The sequence below is a fragment of the Pseudoalteromonas apostichopi genome (genome assembly GCF_030297135.1).
Lineage (GTDB): Bacteria > Pseudomonadota > Gammaproteobacteria > Enterobacterales > Alteromonadaceae > Pseudoalteromonas > Pseudoalteromonas apostichopi.
This window is the reverse complement of sequence record NZ_AP028065.1, coordinates 1,156,226-1,175,922: the sequence shown is the minus strand read 5'-3', so window position 1 is coordinate 1,175,922 and position 19,697 is coordinate 1,156,226. Positions and strand designations below refer to the sequence as shown.

Genomic DNA, 19,697 nt, shown 5'->3' with positions numbered 1-19,697 from the left:
AGTAAACATGTTTGATATGATGGAACAGCACAGCGAAGAAGCTGTCATTAAAGTAATTGGCGTGGGCGGTGGCGGCGGTAACGCTGTTGAGCACATGGTAAAACAACAAATTGAAGGCGTACGTTTCATTGCCGCGAATACGGATGCACAAGCATTACGTAATTCATCAGCTGATGTAACTGTACAGCTAGGTACACAAATCACCTCTGGTCTAGGTGCGGGCGCTAACCCAGAAGTGGGCCGTAATTCAGCTGAAGAAGACGCTGAAACTATCCGTGCAAGCCTTGAAGGCGCTGACATGGTGTTCATCGCAGCTGGTATGGGTGGTGGTACCGGTACAGGTGCTGCGCCAGTGGTTGCTAAAATTGCTAAAGAGTTAGGCATTTTAACGGTTGCAGTTGTAACGCGCCCGTTTGACTTTGAAGGTAAAAAGCGTGCTGCAGCTGCTGAACAAGGCATTAATGAATTGTCAGAAACTGTAGATTCACTTATTACAATTCCTAACAACAAATTGCTTAAAGTTTTAGGCAAAGGCACTACACTATTAGATGCCTTCGCAAAAGCGAATGACGTTTTATTTGGTGCGGTACAAGGTATTGCAGAGCTAATCACCCGTTCTGGTCTAATCAACGTGGATTTCGCCGACGTACGTACTGTTATGTCAGCGATGGGGACTGCGATGATGGGTACAGCATCTGCGTCTGGTCCTGACCGAGCACAAGAAGCGGCAGAAGCAGCTATCTCAAGCCCACTACTTGAAGATGTCGATTTAACAGGTGCTAAAGGTATTCTAGTTAATATCACTGCAGGTATGGATATTGCGATTGAAGAATTTGAAATTGTTGGTAACCACGTTAAAGCACTTGCGTCAGAAAACGCAACAGTGGTTGTAGGTGCGGTAATTGACCCTGAAATGAGCGACGAGTTACGTGTAACGGTTGTTGCAACAGGTTTAGGCGGCGACCGTCGTCCACAGTTTGGTATTGTTGATAATGGCTTTAAGAAAGCATCAGGTTCTGATGTACAAAGCTCAATGAACCAAACAACGAGCAGCATGTATGTACCAAGCTTTGCAAGTCAAGGTAGCAGCGATGATGTAAGCATGTCATCTGCGTCTGAAAAGCAAGAGCCAGTACAACAAAGTACAACGAGCAGCTCAGTATCTAGCAGCACTGAGAGCAGCAAAAAATCTGATAAGTCAGAAGGGGGAGATTATTTCGATATCCCTGCTTTTCTTAGAAAGCAAGCTGACTAAATAGACTTTTACTGGTTATTTTGTTCGATAAATAAACAAATTGGCAGCTGGATGTATTTATGATACAATTCGCCGTCTAACTGTAACTATAAGTGAGCGAACCTATGATTAAACAGCGTACGATTGCAGAAGTAGTCAAAGCCATAGGAATTGGACTTCATAAAGGTGAGAAGGTCACTATTACTCTCCGACCTGCGAGCGCAAATACTGGGATAGTATTTCGTCGCGTAGACCTTGATCCGGTTGTTGATTTTGAAACAACACCAGAAGCCGTTGGTGATACGCAACTGTGTACCTGTTTAACAAACAAAGATGGCGTTCGTTTATCTACGACTGAGCACCTTATTGCGGCGGTAGCGGCAATGGGTATTGATAATCTAATTGTTGAATTAGACAGCTCAGAAGTACCAATCATGGATGGTAGTGCATTACCATTCATCTATTTGTTACAAAAAGGCGGCATTAAAGAAGTAAATGCAGCTAAGCGCTTTATTCGTATTAAAGAAAAAGTACGTATTGAAGAAGGCGATAAATGGGCTGAGATCGAACCATACGATGGTTTCCACATCGATTTTGAAATTGCGTTTGATCACCCAGCAATCAATGAAAGCCGCCAACGTATCGGTTTAGATATCACGGCACAAAGCTTCACTGAAGAAATCAGCCGCGCACGTACTTTCGGCTTTATGAAAGATATCGAGTATATGCACGCTAACAACCTAGCATTAGGTGGTAGCATGGATAACGCAGTTGTATTGGATGAGTTTAAAGTACTAAATCCAAACGGCTTACGTTATAGCGATGAGTTTGTGAAACACAAGATCTTAGACTGTGTGGGCGATATGTTTATGACTGGCCACAACATTTTAGGTAAAATCACGGCTTATAAATCAGGCCATGATTTAAACAATAAACTACTTCGTAAAATTATGGCGACTGAGTCAGCATGGGAATGGGCAACATTCGATACCCCAGTAACGATGCCAGCACCAGGCCTAGAAGTAGCGACAGCTTAATCGCAAGCATATTACAGTTATAAAAAATGACGCTTTAAGCGTCATTTTTTTTTGCCAATCATTTATCTAGAACTATAAGCCAAGAATCGCTTCAAGCTCGACCAACTGATTGATTTGATAGGTTGGTTTAATATCTTCTGGTAACTCAACCCCAGGATGTTGCAACCAGCAAGTGTCGATACCGACATTGTGTCCGCCTAAAATATCGCTGGCGGCGGTATCACCAACCATTAAAATCTGCTCTTTTGGCGGATTACCCATGAGTTGAAATGTATGTTGAAAAATTTCTGGGGCAGGCTTTGCTTTACCGACTAATTCTGAAATAACAAGCCAATCGAACATATCCTGTAGACCAGTGTGCTCTAGGCGTTTTTGTTGTAACTTAGCAAACCCATTGGTAATGATGCCTAGCTTGGCGTGTGGTTTTAATTTTGTTAGTAATTCAACGGCACCGGGTAGTGGCACACAAATAGAAGCCATAGCGTCTAAGAAGCCATCGTTCAGTGCTTTTGCTGGCACATCGAGTTTATTCGCCCATTCTGTAAAGCGAGTTATCTGCAGCTCACTAGCAGTAATTTCGTGCTTTTGATAAGCAACCCAAAGCAGCTTATTGGTTGCTTGGTAATGATGATAATCTGAATCAGTAAATTCTACGCCGTAATTAGCGAACATCACTTTTAAACCTTCAAATGCATTAAAGCTAAATAGCGTTTCATCGGCATCGAATAATACGTGGCTATACTTCATGGTTATCCTAATTACTGATTGAATAGAGTAGGGTGTAAAAATGGCGCCATTGCCAGTGTCAGCGCTTGTACATAAGTGCTTTCACGCGTAGCAAGGTGATTGGTTAGTAAGCCAATAGCGCCACCTTGTTGTTTAATATTAACGGTATTGAATGCATCATCCATGACATCACCTAGTTCTTTACCAGCTAGCAAGGCATCGTAAAAAGGTTGCGGTAACGGCAGGTTACTACTGCGACCAACGCTAAATTGTTGCGTGTTTGCAATCACCACAAAGGCAAAGGTTGCTGCGCCATAACTAAATTGTTCTGCGCCACCTTCCATTGCTGCATAAAAGTCGGCATCAAAGTGGTTTTGGCAATATTTAACACGGTTTTCAGCGCCAATACGGGTTTCGTCTTCGCCTAGCGGCTGATCTGGAACACCAGAAGGCGCATGTTCGCCTAGGCATTCAATCGTATGGTTTGGAAAGTAAAGACTAAAGACATGTTTAGCTGCGTTAATTTTAACAGGGTTCTTTGAACCGACAATAACACGTAATGTTTGTTTCAAGCCGACGACTCCATTATTTTCGACAGAGTCAGCAGTGTACCCGAGTGAGTTAAATCGGCAAGTCAACCGGGGCTAAATTTTCAAGTGCGCGCTTTTTCAAAATAATATCTTTAATTAACGGCGTTAAAACGAGCTCCATTGCTAAGCCCATTTTGCCTCCAGGCACCACAAGCGTATTAATACGAGACATAAAACTGCCTTCAATCATGCTCAAGTAGTAGGGAAAATCCACGTCATCTATGCCGCGAAAGCGGATAACAACAAAGCTTTCATCTAAAGAAGGAATATCTTTTGCGCTGAATGGGTTTGAGGTATCAACGGTAGGCACTCGCTGGAAGTTAATATGAGTACGCGAAAACTGCGGAGTAATATGGTTTATGTAGTCGTCCATTGAACGCACAATAGAGCCCATTACCGCTTCACGAGAGTGGCCTCGTTCAGAGGTGTCGCGAATGAGCTTTTGGATCCACTCAAGGTTAATAATAGGCACCATGCCAATCAATAAATCAACATGCTTAGCAACATCATGATTCTCATCGACAGCACCACCATGTAAACCTTCATAGAATAAGATATCTGTATTTGATTCTAAATCTTGCCAAGGGGTAAAGGTGCCCGGTAGTTGGTTATAAGGAACCGCTTCGTCAAAGGTATGTAAGTAGCGTCTGATTTTACCTTGCCCGGTTTCGCCATATTGGTAAAAAAGCTCCTCAAGGGCGCCAAAATCGTTAGCTTCTCGGCCAAAGTAGCTAATATGCTTGCCTTCTTGCTGTGCTTCACGGACTTTTTTATCCATTTCTGGACGTGTATAACGATGAAAGCTATCGCCTTCGATGAAGGCTGCATCAATGCTTAAGCTTCTAAAAATGTGCTTAATAGCATTGGTGGTTGTGGTAGTCCCCGCCCCAGATGAACCGGTAATAGCGATGATTGGGTGTTTAGCTGACATAATTATTCTCGTTATTGTTGATACCAGTCGGCTTAAATTGTTAACCATTCTAGCGTGTTAAATGGTCAGTTACTTAGCTCGATTGGTATTATCGTGCATAAAATCAATCAGTAGAAACTGATAAAAAACGAACACGTCCTAGTTATAAAGGTCGAGCATGGTAAGGTCAAGTGACTGGCGGATTAATTAACGCTATCATGGGCTGATAAAAATTAAAACGAGAGAACAACATGAAATTGATTTCGTCTTTACTTTTCGTCGCAGCAGGGACATTTTTTACCAGTCACTTACATGCAGCGATGCCTAAAAGCGAAATATTACTTGCCGAGTTAGACACCCCATATGGTATGCAGGTGTCGCGAGTAACAGATGATAAAGCTTATAATAATCAACCATTTTTAGTTGATACAGGGCTTTACTATACCCATGAGGTTGTTGACGAAAATGGCCAGTCACAAACCGATATTGCGTTTTATAACTTTACATCTAAGAGCAGCGTGAATATCACCAACACGCCTGTCAGTGAATACTCGCCTACGCTGATGCCAAATCAGCAAGCCTTGTCGGCAATCGTGGTCGAAGCAGATGGCAAGCAAAAGTTATGGCAGTATCCATTAGCAGAAGAATCTGTTGCTAGCCGAGTTTTTGAATGGATTGAGCCGGTTGGCTACCACGCTTGGGGCGCTGATGAAGACCTGATCATGTTCATCTTAGGTGAGCCGCATACGTTGCAATACACTCGTGTTGCAGCTGCTAAACCGCGTGTCATTGCCGGTGATATTGGCCGTACTTTAATTTTTGATGAACACACAAACAGTTATTTGTTTAGTTATAACAAAAACAACCAGCATTGGGTTGCACGCTTTGCGCCGCAAACTGAGGAAGTTAATGATTTATTTAGATTACCGGAGTCGGTGCAAGACTTTGCTTTAATTGACAAAGACACTGTAGCCTATGCGGTTAATAACCGAGTTCATAAGCGCAGTTTGACAGAGCCTGAAGTAGTATCACAGTGGCTCGATTTAAGACGCTTTTGTGAAGGTTCAATCTCGCGTTTAAATTACAAACAGAGCAAGCTGGCATTTGTATGTAATAAATGAGTAACGGTTTCAGCCTGATTGCTGTACTGTGGCTAAACTATCCACGTTATATGTAAGGAACGCCTTTGTCTTTTTCTGCCGAGCAAGTGAGTGTACAGCTGGTAAAAGCGGGCTGCCGCAGTAATTTTAAAATTAAGAATATTAACGAATTTATGCCAGCTAGCTCAAAAGAGGCATTTTATGTTCATGAGCAAAGTGGCCAAGCAAAAATCGTTATTAGACCTATTTTTGAAGTATTCAGTGCTGATTTCGAGTCAATAGAGGGCATTACGCGTATCAAAGACTACTTTCACAGTAGTGAAATGACCCGTTTTCCAACGCGCATTTATAAAAGTGCACAGCCCATTCATTATGGTATTGCATTTAAAGTCACCTCACCTGAAGCGGCTGAGCAATTTATAACTAAGTTAACTGCTATTTTAGCGCAATAAAAAAGGGCCACATTGTGGCCCTTTTCGTATTTGCTTTAATTAGCGTTTTAGGAAACTATTCACTGAATTTAACTCACGTTTTTTCAGTGCGATACAATCATTAACACTTTCTTCAAGCTTACTAAGAGAGCGAGCATAACCTGGTACTTCAGTGATTTTATCGTTGAAGAAGGTTTTAGTTTTCTCTAGGCTTTGCGCATCACAGCTTGCGGTTGTGAAGAATGGTAAGTTTGGAACAAAGAACGGAGGTAAGTTCTTAGTGATAGCATCGTAATTGTTGTAAATCCATTCAATAAACAGTGCTTCACGCTCTGTACCATAACCCAAACCACCTAATAACGTACGCATATCAGAGGCTGTTACGTTATCTGTTAAGCTGTACTCTAGAACCGCTTTTTGTAACTCAGGTTTACCAAAGTAACCCATCGCTGCCAGCATTTTAGTACGAACTTGAGGATCTTTGGTGGTTTTAAAGGTTTGCTTGTACTTTTCAAGTAACTTGGCATCACCATGGTAAGCCGCAAGGTTTAAGTAAGTTGATGCTAAATATGGGTCAACATTTTCAGGGTTGCTTAAGTACAACGCCGCTTGTGCTTTTGCGGTATCAATGACTTTTTGATCTTGGCCATCAAAACCTAAACGGGCAATAACTTGCGCACGTAATTGCGATACCGCAGCGTCTTCACCTACTTTTGCTGTTAAGCCATACTGCTTCGCCGCAGGTGCAATGCTGTTACGGATAAACTTAGGCCATAGGTCACGGTTGCTGTCGTCTTCGAATACGCGTTTTTGAGCAGCAAGGTAACCTAATGCTGTGTTTGCCACTAATGGGTGAGCATCACTCACAAAAGCTTCTAAAGTTTGCATTAAGTGAGCCGCAGAGATAACACCTGCATCAAGTAATGAATCAACTGCAGAAAGTAGCGCTAAGCGCTCACGCACCGTTAGCTTGTCAGCAGCATTCTCTAATAGAGCATTAAACTGTGCATCATTTAACACCCAACGGTAATAACCCATAGCCCCTTGATCTGGGTAGATCCACTCAGGTTCAAAGTCGAGAGTTAGTTGCTGTGTTTCTCTGTTCAGCAGTACACTTGCGGTTTTAACTTTGTCGCCCGCACCATACTTAATAGAAACCGGAACATTCCAAAGCTGTGCAGGTGCATCAACGCCAGCATTTACAAAGCGGCTTTGGCTGATATTAATTTTCTTACCATCTTGCGTTACTTTAATAAGAGGGAAAGATGATTGTTCGATAAACGATTTCAGAACACTTGCTACATCTTTATTAGACGCTTCGCCTAATGCTTGCCAAAGATCGGCTGCTTCTGCATTTTTATAAGAGAATTTCTTCAAATAAGCACGAATACCCTGTTGGAATGCCTCTTCGCCTATCCAGTTTTCAACCATAGATAACACCGCGCTGCCTTTACTGTAAGCAAGGCCTAAGCCATCCATGATATCTGCTTCGGTTTTGATTGGCTTACGAATAGGCTTAGTACTTAAACGCGCATCTAATGCCATTACATAATTTTGTGGTAAGTCTAAGTGTGATTCAAATTCTGGGTTGATTTGCGCAGTGATCTTCGCTGCCATCCAGCTTGCGAACGCTTCGTTTAACCATAAGTCATTCCACCATTTCATGGTAACTAGGTTACCGTACCATTGGTGCGCTAATTCATGGGCAATGATTGATACATTACGCTCTTTTTTACTGCGCGTTGCTGTTGCTAGATCTACCAGTAAAATGTCTTCACGGTAAGTAACTAGACCAGCATTTTCCATCGCACCAAATGGGAATTCTGGCACTGCCACTGAGTCTAGTTTTTTGTAAACGTAAGGAATGCCAAAATAATCTTCCAGTGCTTTTAACACTCGAGGCATATTTTCTTTTGCGTAGTCAGCAAGATGAATTTTACCTTGTGGAGTCAGAACGCGGCCAGGAATTGGCATGCCTTTAATTTCGAGCTCTTCAAATGGGCCGACAGCCATTGCTACTAAGTAAGAAGGAATCGGTGGTGTTTTGTCGAAAAAGTGCGTTGTCATATCGCCATCAACTTTGGTTTTTAATACCGGTGTATTGGCATACACTTTTTGTGATGTTGGCGCAGTGATTGTTAGTTGAAATGGAATTTTATAACTTGGCTCATCAAAAACAGGGAATGCGCGACGAGCATCACTCATTTCAAATTGTGTGAAAAGATAAGGCGTACCTTGATCTAGAGTTTTATATAAACCAACACTTTGACGGTTGTAAGGTGCTGTAAAATCAACTTTTAATGTGTATTTCCCAGGTTGAATTTTTTCATCACAAGAAAATTTAACTTTACCTGTTTTTAGCATTTCAGCGCTTAGGTCACAGTTTTCTGCACCTAAAATTTTTGCCATGCTAACGGCATAATCAATACCGTTTAATTCGATATAATTTGTCGCTTTTAGAACTTCTAGGGCAATTTCGGTATGACCAGAAAAATTGTCCTTTGCAGGATCAAGCGTAAGTGCTACTTGTTGTGAACTAGGCTTGGCAAGCTTTTCGATAACATATTCATTGGCATGGGCAGAGCTAACAGCAAGTGCAACACTCACCGTTAATAGGCTTTTTAAGAACATAAGTATCCCTGATTTTTTGTTGTTAGAAAGGCACCTGCTATGAGGGGCGAATCACCATGCTATCAGGTTTTAATTTGAACAGTAATAAATAGTTAGTAACAAAGTTTGTCAGCTAATTATGGCGGTCGATGAAACGTTGCCAATGCAGTTGTGGGTTTATTTGTCGCACATTTTGTAGCACGGTATTTAATAACTGCATATCAGTAAAGCGTTGCTCATTGTAATCTTTAAAACCAAGTAAGTAGTTAAAGGCGTCTTTACAGTTGGCTTGCAGTGCGTGAATGCGAACTTGTTGTTCAAAGTTAAGTCGTAAGCTACTAATCGCAGTTTTCATACCTTGTTGATCAACACTGGGAATAGCGCATTTTTGTAAATAACCAGCGCGTTCACCTTCACCAGAAAACCAAATACGCACTTTTTCGCTATAGCGACCTGATTTAGCAGGTAAATCAAACATCAGCCGTTGCTGGTTTTGTTCGCTTAAATAGCTTAAGTATTGGTTAAGTCCTGCATCGAGTAATGCATTGTGGATAGGCACATAGCGGGGCTTTATCTTGCCATGAGTATGAAAATCAAAGCAGCGGACACCATCTAGGGTGACAATATTATCAAGGGTTAAATGGCCAATTTCATCACTGTAGGCACCGGTGTAGTAGGCAAATAAAGGAAGCCAAAAGTGCCAGTGCTTAGCTTGTTCACGCACCAAACGCTGATCACCGTAAATGTAACCATTATACAGGGTATGTAATTCCATGGCCGAAAAGGGCCTACGACCAAGATGGGACTTCAACCTAATACCTTGATAATAAAGATGTGTCGAAGAGTATACCTGATATACCCAAACCTCCTCAAGATGCGAGTTTCAGTTGGAATTAAAAGCGATTTAGGCAAGGCATTGATTGCAAGTAATAGTGGTTCTATTGTTAAAATCAATAACGCAGTATAAATCGCTTTTAAACCAACCCTTCGGGCGCTTCACAGGCACTTACTCTCATCGTTGTTACTTTTTAAAAGGGACTGCCATTGTTGCAAAGTAACGCCTTGATATTAAGCACCTGTGAAACGCTGAATTCTGCATCTTGAGGAGGTTTGGGTATAAGTATCAAGTTTCCAGCTTAACGACACTGCTATAAAAGTAGCAGTCGTTGTAAGCCTAAGGATTGCTATTAATCACAAAGCGCTTTAGCTAGACCAACCGGTTCGATTTCAACGCAAACTTGATCATCGTTCCAGTTTAAACCCACAAGTGCATCATCTTCGTTTAGGTCTTCAACCCATTCATCAAGAAACTCATCTAAGCCTATTTCAACAGGTGTGTAGTCTTGCCATTCATCTTTACATTGTGCTTTTGCAGCATCTTCAGTGCCCCAAAGTAGTAGCACGTCAGTGTCGCTAAATTGGTTTGATTCACAGACAACAAAACCACCATCTTCGGCACCCAGTGCCCACATAGATTCGTTCAAACGAACTTTTTCTACAAAGCTAACTAATTCTGATTCAATTTCGATATCGCTCATTTGCGTAACCCTTATCTTTATATTCGTGGATCTGTTTGTTGTACCGCCGCTTTGTCGGCGAATTTATGATAAAAATCAACTAAGTTTTTTAGTTGGCTAAAATCAGTTAATTCACGGAAGCGGATCCAATCTAGCAAGCAGTATAAACTGATGTTGAGGTATTCACAGCTTTTAAATACTGGCTCTGATAAATGACTATTTAAATAGGCTAATGTTTCAACAATTCGTTCATTCTGTAAATTAAAAAATAGTTTGTCGCTGTTGGTATCAAACCCTGAACGCTGACAAAGTAAAATTTCTACCAGTGAATCATTGCAGGCATTGATAATGGTTAAATAGTTCTCTTGCTGCCAGCTAAGTAACGGCTGATCAGCTTTCTCGAGCAAGTAGCGAATAATTGAGTTGGAATCACATAAGGTAAAATCATGGTCGATTAATACAGGAATTTTTCTGGCAGGGTTGTGGGCAATCATGGTTTGTCTGTCTTGCTCAGAGAAAATATCCAAATTAATAAAATCAATAGGTAGGTTATTAAGTGCCGCCCAAATTCGAATACGGCGCACAAAAGGTGATGTGGTCGAGCCTAGTAATTGCATGATGGTATCCTTTGCAAAAAAAAGCCGCTGTGAAGCGGCTTTTTGAAATCAATTTGTAAATTAGTCAGTACGGCTTGTTACTTCTAGAAGGTGATAACCAAACTGGGTTTGCACTGGACCTTGTACTTGGTTAATTGGTGCAGAGAATACGACTTTGTCGAATTCAGGAACCATCATGCCAGGGCCAAACTCACCTAATGCACCGCCATCTTGACCTGATGGGCAATTAGAATGAGCACGAGCAAGTTCTGCAAAGTCAGCTCCTTGCTCAATTTGCTGTTTTAAATCTAAACAGTGAGCTTCACTGTCTACGAGAATGTGTCTTGCACTGGCTACTGCCATAACATCTCCTAATGTGTGTTTTAGTATTAAATTACTAGTTTAGTTCAATATTTACCGAACGAAAAATTAAATTTATTTTGCAGTCAGCTCAGCTTCAATTGCATCGCGTAAAGTCTGCGATTGTGGCTTGGTTTTACTGTTAAAGCGCTGCACTGTCTTACGATCTGCAGACACTAAGTATTTGTAAAAGTTCCAGTTAGGTGAGCTTGTAACTTCGTTTAAATGTTTGAATATGGGGTTTGCATCACTTCCGCGAACGGCACTGGTAGCCAACATATTAAAAGTCACCCCATAATTGATGAAACATACTTTTGCAGTGTCTTTTTCGTCGTCTTCTTCTTGGAAAAAGTCATCAGATGGAAAACCCAATACAACTAAGCCCTGGTCTTTGTATTCCTTATGGAGAGCTTCTAAGCCTTCAAATTGACCTGTAAAGCCACAATTACTTGCGGTATTGACGATTAAAAGTGGTTTGTTTTTGAATTCGCAAAAATTAATAGACTCTTTCGAACGCAATTTCCTCATCGTAACATTGGTGAAATCGTCACATTGGCTGCTTGCTTTAGGCGCTTCTGCGGCTTCAGTGGTTTGTGCTGCAAGGTTTGTTGTTATTAGGCCTGCTGCAAGTAACAAGGCATATTTATACATAGTTATTTCCCGCTAGTTATTTGTGTTGAATATACGCTAATATGCGGCAAAGTGATCATTTAATTTCAGCTATTTATGACGATTCGAAAAGCAACACAAAACGATTTAACTGACATAGTCGCTATTTATAACGAGACCATTCCTGGGCGTATGGTAACCGCAGATACAGAAGAGGTATCGGTTGCAGACAAACAAGCTTGGTTTGAAAGTCACACAGAAAAAAGACCGATCTTTGTTTTTGAGCAACAAGGTAAAGTGCTCGCTTGGTTAAGCTATAAGTCTTTTTATGGCCGCCCAGCCTATGATGGTACTGTTGAAATTAGCATTTATATCACACAACAAGCTCAAGGGCAGGGGCTTGGAAAACAATTGCTTACATTTTCAGAACACCATGCAAAAACGCTCGGCATTAAGGTTTTGTTGGCCTTTATTTTTAGTCATAATCTACCAAGCATAAATCTGTTTAATCGTTTTAATTACAAGGTCTGGGGAGAACTTCCTGAGATTGCGATTATGGATAATAAAGCATACAGTCTGACAATTTTAGGTAAGCGTTTAGACAGTTAATTCGTTAAAAGCTAATAAAAAATGCGGTACAAATTGTGACCCATTGCGATTTTAGGCTACGCTAAAATAGGTATTTATTATTAAGCGAGTCTAGTCTACTGTGCGAAGAATTTTAATTGTTGATAGCAATAGTGTTTTAGCAATGCGGGTCAAGGTTCTACTTGAGCTCATTGGTTGTAGGGTTGAGCTATTACATTTTGCAATGGTCGATGATGCTGTTTTAGAGCAAGACTTTGATCTTGTGGCTGCGTCTCATGGTGTGCCAACCACAGTTATTAAAACGCTAATGGGGGTATTCTCACAAGAGCACTTCTTGCTGTTAGCGCCTAAAGCGCAGCGTAGTGATTTACTTGAACATTTTAGTGAAGTAAATCGCTTGTTACCTAATGCTGTGGTGATTTACCCCTTTTTTGCAAATAAAGAAATTAGCTCTTTATTAGAGGGGGTGCTTGAGTTAGAAAGTAACAATATTCTTCAACTTCCTACAGTACTTCTTGTTGACCATAGCGCAGAACGTTTGGCTCAAGTTGCCCTAAATCTCAAAGGGGCACATATTAAAACTTACACCGCAGATAACACAGCATCAGCTCTGGATGTTTTTAAAGAGCACAATATTGATTTACTCATCAGCGATTTTACTTTTCCTAATGGTACAGGCCTTGAGCTCTTTAATAAGCTCAAAACACATCAGCCAAATAGTCGTTGCTTGCTTTATACCTCAAAGCCTGACCAAGTCTCAATGGTAGCGGCTATTCGCCAAGGGGTGGAAGATGTTCTTATTAAGCCGGTTGATGATAATAGTTTATTGCAATCAGTACATAAACTTTGGCAAACCGAATTATTAAGACGCCACAACACTGAATTAGTTGAGCGTTTGCAAAATACCGTTGATGCACTCATTGAAAAAGACAGTTTACTTCGGGTCATTTTTAAACATACCCCAGATGCCATTATTTTATTTGAACGCGGTGGTAAGGTTATAGAAACTAACGACGCCTGTGAGCAGCTTTTTGAAAAACCGTTAAAAGAGTTTGAGAATTGCTCGGTATTTGAGTTTTTTGATGTTGCTTCAACTGAGCGTATTAAAGATAAGATCGCGACTTTAAATAAGAACCGTCAGTTTAGTTGTGACTTGCGACTACTCAAGAAAAACGGCAGCGAGGTACCTTTAGTTGGCTCGTTTAACGAAATTGATCATCATGGTGAAATAGCATTAGCGGTGATCTTTAAAAATGTAACGCACCTTAAAGAGAAAGAAGATTTACTCGTTGAAGCTAAAGACTTACTTGAAGAAGAGGTTAAAGCACGTACCGCACAGCTAGAGCATGCTAAAAATGTTGCTGAAGCAGCAAGCCATAGTAAATCTGAGTTTTTGGCTAATATGTCTCATGAGCTCAGAACACCGATGCATTCTATTTTAAGCTTTGCTCGGTTTGGGCTTGATAAGGTTGCCAACGACGATTTAAGTAAAGACAAGTTAAACAAATACCTATCGAGAATTGAGCAAAGTGGTGAACGATTATTGTCGCTTCTAAATAACTTGCTCGATCTATCGAAACTTGATGTCGGGAAATTCCCGTTCAGTCCGCAAAAGCATAACTTAAGCAATATTATAAAAACTAGTATTGATGATGTGTCAGGCACAGCCCTTGAAAGAAATATAGCAATTCGGCCGATAGGTTTTGAACAAGGTATTGTGCTTGATTGCGACGAAGAACAAGTGAACCAAATTATGCGTAACTTGATAGGTAATGCACTGAAATTTAGTGAACCGAATAGTGAAATTGATATTAGTTTAGCGGTCAATGAGCAGATGGCCGAAATCGCTGTTATTGACCGAGGAATAGGTATTCCTGAACAAGAGCTCGAAAAGATTTTTGCTAAGTTTGAGCAAAGTAGTAAAACCAACAGTGGTGCGGGAGGCACCGGGCTTGGATTAGCTATTTGTCGTGAATTTGTAGCCTTACATCAAGGCACTATTTCGGCAAGTAACAATGAGTACGGGGGTGCCACTATTTTGGTGCGGTTACCCTTAGAAATAGACTTGCCGCAACACTTGGCAAACGAGCAGCAATCTATATCGATAAATTAATAAAAGGGAAGAGATAATTATGGCCTTGAAACGTATTTTAGCGGTAGATGATGAACCATTTAATTTAGAGATAATTGAAGAGATCTTAGAGGATCTTGAATTTGAGTTGAAAATGGTTAATAGCGGCCCTGAATGTTTAGAAGTCGTAGAGAAGTTCGACCCACAAGTGATTTTACTTGATGTGAGTATGCCACAAATGAGTGGTTATGACGTATGCCGTAAGCTGAAAGAAAACCCCAATACGCAAAAAATTATTGTGATGTTTGTCTCAGCCAGAGGCACTGTTGAGGAGCGCATGGAAGGCTACTCCGTCGGAGCAGAAGACTACATTGTGAAGCCATTTAGCCATAATGAGCTCAAGCTTAAGCTACAGCATTTAAATCAAGTGCTGATTGAAAAAGAATCGCTAGAACAGCAAGTTGAAGATGCGACTTCAACTGCATTTAATGCTATGGCAAATAGCAGCGAAATGGGTCAAATTGTTAACTATATAGAGCATATAGGCTCGATTGATAATGAACAAGAACTCGGTAGAGCCTTTTTAAATTGCCTAAGCGCATTTGAGTTGCAAAGTAACGTTGAGTTTCGGTTACATAATGAAATATTACATTTTTCGGTGTCGGGTGTGTGTTCGCCAATTGTGATCGAGCTGTTTGAAATGCTGAAAAGTAAGGGGCGTTTGCATGAGTTCTCAAATCGGATTTTAGTTAACTATGAAATGATTAGTTTGCTTATCTTGAACATGCCGGAGCAAGATCCAGATAAACACGGTCGAATTCGAGATCATATTTGCTTTTTAGTGAGTGTTACTGAGCAGCAGCTTAAAGCGATTATTACAAAAAAAGAGCTCCTTGAGCAGCAACAACAATTGAATGATGCCGTGAGTAAGGTGCATAGTAAATTTACTGGCTTGATTGAGCTTTTAAACGAAAACCGTATCAATAACGAAGCGATTTTTAAGCAGCTTCAAGAAGATTTAGAGCAACGTATACCGACTATGGGCTTAGATGAAGATCAGGAGGTGTTTATCTACCAAAAGGTCGACGAAACCATTCAAAACTCAGTGGCCCGTGAAGAGTCGGTTAAAGGCGTAAAAGCGGCTTTTAAAGAGATTGAGAATGACCTATCGCAATTATTAAAACGATAGAGTAAAGCTAGCTATCAAGCATCTCTTGGCAGACCTTTTTCAACAATACGAATTAAGCGCGCAGTTTTACGAAGCTTTAACTGGCGCTTATTTTTTTGTTGAGCAAGTGCCCACTCGATATGCTCTGCGACTAAAGGCGTGGCTGTTGTTAATCTTTGCTCTAAAGCCTCGATTATTTGCTCGTGGTAATCAGCGTTACCCAGTCCTACTGCCAGGTTTCTTAACCAACGCTCGTGGCCAATACGGCGAATAGGGCTGCCTTCGGTATTTTTAAGAAAGGTTGCTTCATCCCATGCAAATAAAGTCAGTAAGTCTTGATCTTTAAGCTGCTTTCTTGGGTGAAAGTCAGCTTCATCGGTGAGCTGACCATAGCGATTCCATGGGCACACTAACTGGCAGTCATCACAGCCATAGACGCGATTACCTAATAGTGGGCGATACTCTTCTGGAATAGCGCCTTGCAACTCAATAGTAAGATAAGAGATACATTTACGGGCATCAACTACATAAGGCTCGACAATTGCACCAGTTGGGCACAGTGTCATACAGGCAACACATTTACCGCAACCTTCAAAACTATTTTCTTCATCAATAGGCAGCGGTATATCAACAAACAGCTCACCTAAAAAAAACCAAGAGCCCGCTTCTTTATTGATTAATAAACTATGTTTTCCACGCCAACCTAAGCCTGCTTTTTCGGCCAGTTGCCTTTCAAGTACAGGGGCAGAGTCAACAAAAGGACGAAAACCGAGCTGGCCAACTTGCTGCTCTATTTGCTGGCCTAACTTTTTCAAACGGTTACGAATTAACTTGTGATAATCACGACCTAATGCATAGCGACTGATGTACGCTTTGTCGGTTTGTTTAAGGTTTTTAGCAAAACTCGCATCAGGCGGCAGGTAGTTCATTTTTACTGAGATGACTCGCTGCGTGCCAGGGACCAGCTCTGCAGGGCGCGCTCGCTTCATACCATGGGCTGCCATGTATTCCATCTCACCGTGATAGCCTAAATCTAACCAGCGTTGTAGCTGAGCTTCGTGCTTAGTTAGGTCAATATCAGTGATCCCGACTTCTGCAAAGCCAAGGTCTTTACCCCATTGCTTTATTTGCAGTGCGAGTTGTTCATAATCAATAGCGGGTGTTGTCACGGTCAATAAAAAAGTAGCCAAGAAGCGGCTACTTTAACATAGTTTTACTCTGAGCAGCAGTTAAAAGCCGATTACACAAAGCGTTTTAATTGCTCTTGGGTTTGTTGGCTTAGTTTGTGCGACTGCTGGCAATCCGCGAGTGATTCATCAATTTGTTGTTTCGCTTGCTCGCCTAAAGCAACTATTTGCTCAACCGTTTGATGAGTGTGGGTTTGGGTTTGCTCTAATAAGTGCACTGCGCTAACAATTTGCTGCAGTTGTTGTTGATTTTGCTCAAATTCACCAAGCATATTAGTAAAACCTGTAGAGGTATTACTAATAGCGGTTTCAGCTTCACTCGAATGGCTAATTAATTGCTCAGATTCTTTATTTGTTTCGCTTACCAGACTATTCATTTGATTAATAAAGTCACTGATCTGGCGGGTTGCGTCGTTCACTTTGACAGATAGCGATCTGACTTCATCGGCAACCACAGCAAAACCACGGCCGGCTTCACCAGCTCGTGCTGCTTCAATTGCAGCATTGAGAGCAAGCAAATTGGTTTGATCCGAAAACTCTTCGACCATTTTTAAAATAGTGCGAATATTTTCACTGTTTTCTTTGAGGCCAGATACTGTCGCTGAGAAGTTCCCCAAAATTTGGCTTATCATCGCTACTTTTTTAACCAGCGCCGATAGCTCAGTGGCCGAGTGCTTAACAAAGTTTAAGTGTTCATTATTAACGTGATGAACGCTGTCAGTATTGGCAGAGATATTCTCAAGGCTCGATGTTATTTGATTACTTGAGTCGGTAATTGTTTGGCTGAATTCTATTTGCTTGTGGCTCATCTGGGCGGTTTGCTGCATCGAGTGAGTCATCTTAGAGCTACTATCGGCACTGGCTTGTGCACTTTGATAAGTGGTGGCTAATAGTTTTGCTAAATGAGTCGTAAATGTATTGTACTGCTCACTTAAATCACGAAATTCATCGTAGGTAAAATGCGGTAGCTTGGCAGATAAATCAGCATCATGGCGATTGATTTGCTCTAGCGTATCGCGCATGGCCTGCACCGGTCGTACAATCAAAAAACGCATGTAGAAAATAGTAAAAATAAAACTCGCGACGATAATGAGCGCCATCAACCAAAACAGCCCCATACCCGCTTGTTGTTCTGAAAGACTGCTGTATAACCAGATCAAAGTAATCGCTTGAAACGCAAACACAAAACCTAAATTACCGACAATCTTACGTGTAAGGGTGTAAAAGAATGTTTGTTCGATAAAATTGTAAATGCGCATATAGCTACTCATTAAGGTGGTGTGTTGATTCATTTTGGCGTAATTTTTTATTATTCAATGTCACATAATTCAACAGTATAGCTTAGTTTTGTTGAGTTACAGTGACTGTAGTGTCATTTGTGTATGACATGGAAAATTAGTAAAAATACCATCTACGCCATACTCTAGCATTAATTCGATATCTTCTACTTTATCGACCGTGTAAGCATAAACTTGAAGGCCGCGTTGTTTTGCATCAGCAACAAATTCATGGTTTATAAAGTTTTTATCTACATGAATGCTATAGGCATGGAGTTTTTGCGCAAACTCGCTGTAATTAATAGGAATAGAAGCGGTGAGTGCGCCAATCTTTACCCAAGGCAGTTTTTGCTTTAGCCACATCAGTTGGTGATGATCGAAAGAAGAGACTAACAGGTTATCCCTAGAAATTTTCCCGGTACTGACATTTGACTCAATAAGCTCAACAAACTTGTCTAACGAAAAAGTATGTTTGAGCTCTAGATTAAGTAGGGTTTTATCACCAACCCAATCGATTGCTTGCTGTAAAGTCGGCACACATTCGCCATTTCCTGCATCGTATTGCTGAATTTGCTCTTTTGAGCAGGCGTTTACTTTACCGCGACCTGAGGTTGTGCGATCAAGCCAAGTGTCATGAATAATCATGTAATCATCAAGGCAGCTTTGCACATCAATTTCGATACCATCTACTGCCAAGTCTACAGCGGCGATAATGGCGCTCTGGGTATTTTCTGGGTAGGTACCACTGGCACCTCTGTGAGCGAAAACTTTCATCATTGCTTATACCTGCGAGTCACTGACCATGTTTCATAAAAAGCGGCACTAATCACCAGTGCGCCGCCAATAAGGGTGCTAATTGAAGGTTGCTCATGCAAAATCAAAAAAGCGAAAAACGTACCGTATAGAGGTTGCAAACACGATATCAAACCAGCGGTTGAAGCTGATAAGTTTTTTAAACTTGCTGCAAACAGTGAATGCGGTGCTGCTGTAAAAATAACCCCTACAGTAATTAATAACAGCCAATTAATTGTATCAACTTGTAATGGCGGCACTTCTACAAAGGCGCATAACATAATGCAGGCGATCCACGTTTGATAAAGCATGGTTTGTGGGCCACCATATTGACTAAAATAACGCTTGTGAACGATATTCCTAAAAGCAAAAAAGAACGCTGATAATATACCAATTGCAATTCCTAAGGTTACATCATTGCCTAAGCTGGCATCAGGAATAAGTAAATAAATACCCAGCATCACCACCAAGGCGCTAAAAATATCCTTGAGCTGCGGTTTGCTGCCATGAAAAAAAGGCTCTAAAAACACCGTGATAACAGGGTAAGTAAAAAAGGCAATCATACCGACAGCAATACCTGCCAATTGCATGCCTGCAAAGTAGGTGAGCCAATGAATTCCGACAGTTACACCAAGTAATAAGGCTATAAGATAATCACGACGAGAGTGAAGCTTGATGGCTTTCTTTTGCAATGCGAGTAAGACCAGTAGCGCACAGCCTGCAATTGCTGTTCGGTAAACGGTAATATCTAATGCACTCAGGCTAACCAGCTTGGCGAATAATGCAGTACCACCAAATAGGAGTACTGCAATGTGTAAGTACATTAGGCTTTGTTTGTGCGCCTGCATTACAAACCTTATTATTGTTGTTATTAACTCTCTTTTTAACGGTAAT

General features: G+C 41.1%; 20 protein-coding genes. 7 read left to right on the top strand and 13 right to left on the bottom strand.

Annotated elements, in window-relative coordinates:
* Positions 1 to 7 precede the first annotated feature (7 nt).
* Together ftsZ and lpxC are read left to right on the top strand one after the other, a co-directional pair.
* Positions 8 to 1,255, top strand: coding sequence for a cell division protein FtsZ (gene ftsZ, locus QUE86_RS05275; RefSeq protein ID WP_054561045.1), 1,248 nt, complete (start codon positions 8 to 10; stop codon positions 1,253 to 1,255).
* Positions 1,256 to 1,359: 104 nt separating this feature from the next.
* Entirely contained in the window at positions 1,360 to 2,271 is a 912-nt protein-coding gene (lpxC, locus tag QUE86_RS05270; protein WP_036971181.1) for a UDP-3-O-acyl-N-acetylglucosamine deacetylase, read from the top strand.
* Positions 2,272 to 2,343: 72 nt separating this feature from the next.
* Here lpxC and yjjG read toward each other — a convergent pair whose 3' ends face one another.
* Genes yjjG through QUE86_RS05255 form a run of 3 tightly spaced genes read right to left on the bottom strand, consistent with a single transcriptional unit; the run spans position 2,344 to position 4,518 of the window.
* Positions 2,344 to 3,018 (bottom strand): pyrimidine 5'-nucleotidase, encoded by a 675-nt coding sequence (yjjG, locus tag QUE86_RS05265; RefSeq protein ID WP_286259632.1) that lies wholly within the window; start codon positions 3,016 to 3,018, stop codon positions 2,344 to 2,346.
* Between the two features lie 11 nt (positions 3,019 to 3,029).
* Positions 3,030 to 3,569: an inosine/xanthosine triphosphatase gene (gene yjjX / locus QUE86_RS05260; protein ID WP_130050557.1), complete on the bottom strand. Its 540-nt coding sequence runs from the start codon at positions 3,567 to 3,569 to the stop codon at positions 3,030 to 3,032.
* Positions 3,570 to 3,618: 49 nt separating this feature from the next.
* Positions 3,619 to 4,518, bottom strand: a complete 900-nt coding sequence (locus QUE86_RS05255) for a phosphoribulokinase (protein ID WP_054561042.1) — start codon at positions 4,516 to 4,518, stop codon at positions 3,619 to 3,621.
* A gap of 230 nt (positions 4,519 to 4,748) precedes the next feature.
* On the opposite strand from QUE86_RS05255, the gene QUE86_RS05250 reads away from it, so the two are divergent.
* The gene (locus tag QUE86_RS05250) at positions 4,749 to 5,618 is read left to right on the top strand and encodes a hypothetical protein (RefSeq protein WP_167658668.1); all 870 of its coding nucleotides are present in this window, start codon (positions 4,749 to 4,751) and stop codon (positions 5,616 to 5,618) included.
* A 65-nt stretch (positions 5,619 to 5,683) separates the two neighbouring features.
* Positions 5,684 to 6,049, top strand: coding sequence for a hypothetical protein (locus tag QUE86_RS05245; protein ID WP_130050559.1), 366 nt, complete (start codon positions 5,684 to 5,686; stop codon positions 6,047 to 6,049).
* 39 nt (positions 6,050 to 6,088) lie between these two features.
* Here the strand turns inward: QUE86_RS05245 and QUE86_RS05240 are convergent, their stop codons facing one another.
* The 6 genes from QUE86_RS05240 to QUE86_RS05215 form a co-directional block, all read right to left on the bottom strand.
* Positions 6,089 to 8,659, bottom strand: coding sequence for a M1 family metallopeptidase (locus QUE86_RS05240; RefSeq protein ID WP_286259629.1), 2,571 nt, complete (start codon positions 8,657 to 8,659; stop codon positions 6,089 to 6,091).
* A 112-nt stretch (positions 8,660 to 8,771) separates the two neighbouring features.
* Positions 8,772 to 9,449 carry a site-specific integrase gene (locus QUE86_RS05235; protein ID WP_167658670.1) on the bottom strand — a complete coding sequence of 226 codons (678 nt, stop codon included), beginning with the start codon at positions 9,447 to 9,449 and terminating at the stop codon, positions 8,772 to 8,774.
* Positions 9,450 to 9,825: 376 nt separating this feature from the next.
* Positions 9,826 to 10,176, bottom strand: a complete 351-nt coding sequence (locus QUE86_RS05230) for a DUF2750 domain-containing protein (protein ID WP_054552718.1) — start codon at positions 10,174 to 10,176, stop codon at positions 9,826 to 9,828.
* Between the two features lie 17 nt (positions 10,177 to 10,193).
* Positions 10,194 to 10,772 carry a glutathione S-transferase family protein gene (locus tag QUE86_RS05225; protein WP_130050562.1) on the bottom strand — a complete coding sequence of 193 codons (579 nt, stop codon included), beginning with the start codon at positions 10,770 to 10,772 and terminating at the stop codon, positions 10,194 to 10,196.
* 60 nt (positions 10,773 to 10,832) lie between these two features.
* The gene (locus QUE86_RS05220; protein ID WP_054552716.1) at positions 10,833 to 11,114 is read right to left on the bottom strand and encodes a peptidylprolyl isomerase; all 282 of its coding nucleotides are present in this window, start codon (positions 11,112 to 11,114) and stop codon (positions 10,833 to 10,835) included.
* A gap of 72 nt (positions 11,115 to 11,186) precedes the next feature.
* On the bottom strand, positions 11,187 to 11,762 hold the full coding sequence (locus QUE86_RS05215) for a glutathione peroxidase (RefSeq protein ID WP_130050563.1): 576 nt from the start codon (positions 11,760 to 11,762) through the stop codon (positions 11,187 to 11,189).
* Between the two features lie 75 nt (positions 11,763 to 11,837).
* Here QUE86_RS05215 and QUE86_RS05210 point away from each other — a divergent pair, with 75 nt between their 5' ends.
* The 3 genes from QUE86_RS05210 to QUE86_RS05200 all read left to right on the top strand — a co-directional run bounded on the left by QUE86_RS05210 (position 11,838) and on the right by QUE86_RS05200 (position 15,568).
* A complete protein-coding gene (locus QUE86_RS05210) occupies positions 11,838 to 12,329 on the top strand; it encodes a GNAT family N-acetyltransferase (protein WP_167658671.1) in 492 nt (163 codons plus the stop codon).
* A gap of 142 nt (positions 12,330 to 12,471) precedes the next feature.
* Positions 12,472 to 14,421 carry a hybrid sensor histidine kinase/response regulator gene (locus tag QUE86_RS05205; RefSeq protein ID WP_286260341.1) on the top strand — a complete coding sequence of 650 codons (1,950 nt, stop codon included), beginning with the start codon at positions 12,472 to 12,474 and terminating at the stop codon, positions 14,419 to 14,421.
* A 19-nt stretch (positions 14,422 to 14,440) separates the two neighbouring features.
* Positions 14,441 to 15,568, top strand: a complete 1,128-nt coding sequence (locus QUE86_RS05200) for a response regulator (protein WP_178927420.1) — start codon at positions 14,441 to 14,443, stop codon at positions 15,566 to 15,568.
* A gap of 14 nt (positions 15,569 to 15,582) precedes the next feature.
* Here the strand turns inward: QUE86_RS05200 and queG are convergent, their stop codons facing one another.
* The 4 genes from queG to QUE86_RS05180 form a co-directional block, all read right to left on the bottom strand.
* Positions 15,583 to 16,716 carry a tRNA epoxyqueuosine(34) reductase QueG gene (queG, locus tag QUE86_RS05195; RefSeq protein WP_167658689.1) on the bottom strand — a complete coding sequence of 378 codons (1,134 nt, stop codon included), beginning with the start codon at positions 16,714 to 16,716 and terminating at the stop codon, positions 15,583 to 15,585.
* A 71-nt stretch (positions 16,717 to 16,787) separates the two neighbouring features.
* A complete protein-coding gene (locus tag QUE86_RS05190; protein WP_286260339.1) occupies positions 16,788 to 18,005 on the bottom strand; it encodes a methyl-accepting chemotaxis protein in 1,218 nt (405 codons plus the stop codon).
* Positions 18,006 to 18,089: 84 nt separating this feature from the next.
* The gene (locus QUE86_RS05185) at positions 18,090 to 18,788 is read right to left on the bottom strand and encodes a glycerophosphodiester phosphodiesterase (RefSeq protein WP_130050566.1); all 699 of its coding nucleotides are present in this window, start codon (positions 18,786 to 18,788) and stop codon (positions 18,090 to 18,092) included.
* Entirely contained in the window at positions 18,785 to 19,651 is an 867-nt protein-coding gene (locus tag QUE86_RS05180) for a DMT family transporter (RefSeq protein ID WP_130050567.1), read from the bottom strand. The genes QUE86_RS05185 and QUE86_RS05180 overlap by 4 nt, the downstream gene beginning before the upstream one ends.
* Positions 19,652 to 19,697 lie beyond the last annotated feature (46 nt).

What these genes read in the sequence shown, in the direction of transcription:
- lpxC (WP_036971181.1), top strand. Translation starts at nt 1,360, where the DNA reads ATGATTAAACAGCGTACGATTGCAGAAGTAGTCAAAGCCATAGGAATT.
- QUE86_RS05220 (WP_054552716.1), bottom strand. Translation starts at nt 11,114, where the DNA reads ATGGCAGTAGCCAGTGCAAGACACATTCTCGTAGACAGTGAAGCTCAC.
- QUE86_RS05215 (WP_130050563.1), bottom strand. Translation starts at nt 11,762, where the DNA reads ATGTATAAATATGCCTTGTTACTTGCAGCAGGCCTAATAACAACAAAC.
- QUE86_RS05250 (WP_167658668.1), top strand. Translation starts at nt 4,749, where the DNA reads ATGAAATTGATTTCGTCTTTACTTTTCGTCGCAGCAGGGACATTTTTT.
- QUE86_RS05240 (WP_286259629.1), bottom strand. Translation starts at nt 8,659, where the DNA reads ATGTTCTTAAAAAGCCTATTAACGGTGAGTGTTGCACTTGCTGTTAGC.
- QUE86_RS05210 (WP_167658671.1), top strand. Translation starts at nt 11,838, where the DNA reads ATGACGATTCGAAAAGCAACACAAAACGATTTAACTGACATAGTCGCT.
- QUE86_RS05230 (WP_054552718.1), bottom strand. Translation starts at nt 10,176, where the DNA reads ATGAGCGATATCGAAATTGAATCAGAATTAGTTAGCTTTGTAGAAAAA.
- yjjG (WP_286259632.1), bottom strand. Translation starts at nt 3,018, where the DNA reads ATGAAGTATAGCCACGTATTATTCGATGCCGATGAAACGCTATTTAGC.
- QUE86_RS05190 (WP_286260339.1), bottom strand. Translation starts at nt 18,005, where the DNA reads ATGAGTAGCTATATGCGCATTTACAATTTTATCGAACAAACATTCTTT.
- ftsZ (WP_054561045.1), top strand. Translation starts at nt 8, where the DNA reads ATGTTTGATATGATGGAACAGCACAGCGAAGAAGCTGTCATTAAAGTA.
- QUE86_RS05185 (WP_130050566.1), bottom strand. Translation starts at nt 18,788, where the DNA reads ATGATGAAAGTTTTCGCTCACAGAGGTGCCAGTGGTACCTACCCAGAA.
- QUE86_RS05255 (WP_054561042.1), bottom strand. Translation starts at nt 4,518, where the DNA reads ATGTCAGCTAAACACCCAATCATCGCTATTACCGGTTCATCTGGGGCG.
- QUE86_RS05225 (WP_130050562.1), bottom strand. Translation starts at nt 10,772, where the DNA reads ATGCAATTACTAGGCTCGACCACATCACCTTTTGTGCGCCGTATTCGA.
- QUE86_RS05205 (WP_286260341.1), top strand. Translation starts at nt 12,472, where the DNA reads ATGCGGGTCAAGGTTCTACTTGAGCTCATTGGTTGTAGGGTTGAGCTA.
- QUE86_RS05200 (WP_178927420.1), top strand. Translation starts at nt 14,441, where the DNA reads ATGGCCTTGAAACGTATTTTAGCGGTAGATGATGAACCATTTAATTTA.
- QUE86_RS05180 (WP_130050567.1), bottom strand. Translation starts at nt 19,651, where the DNA reads ATGCAGGCGCACAAACAAAGCCTAATGTACTTACACATTGCAGTACTC.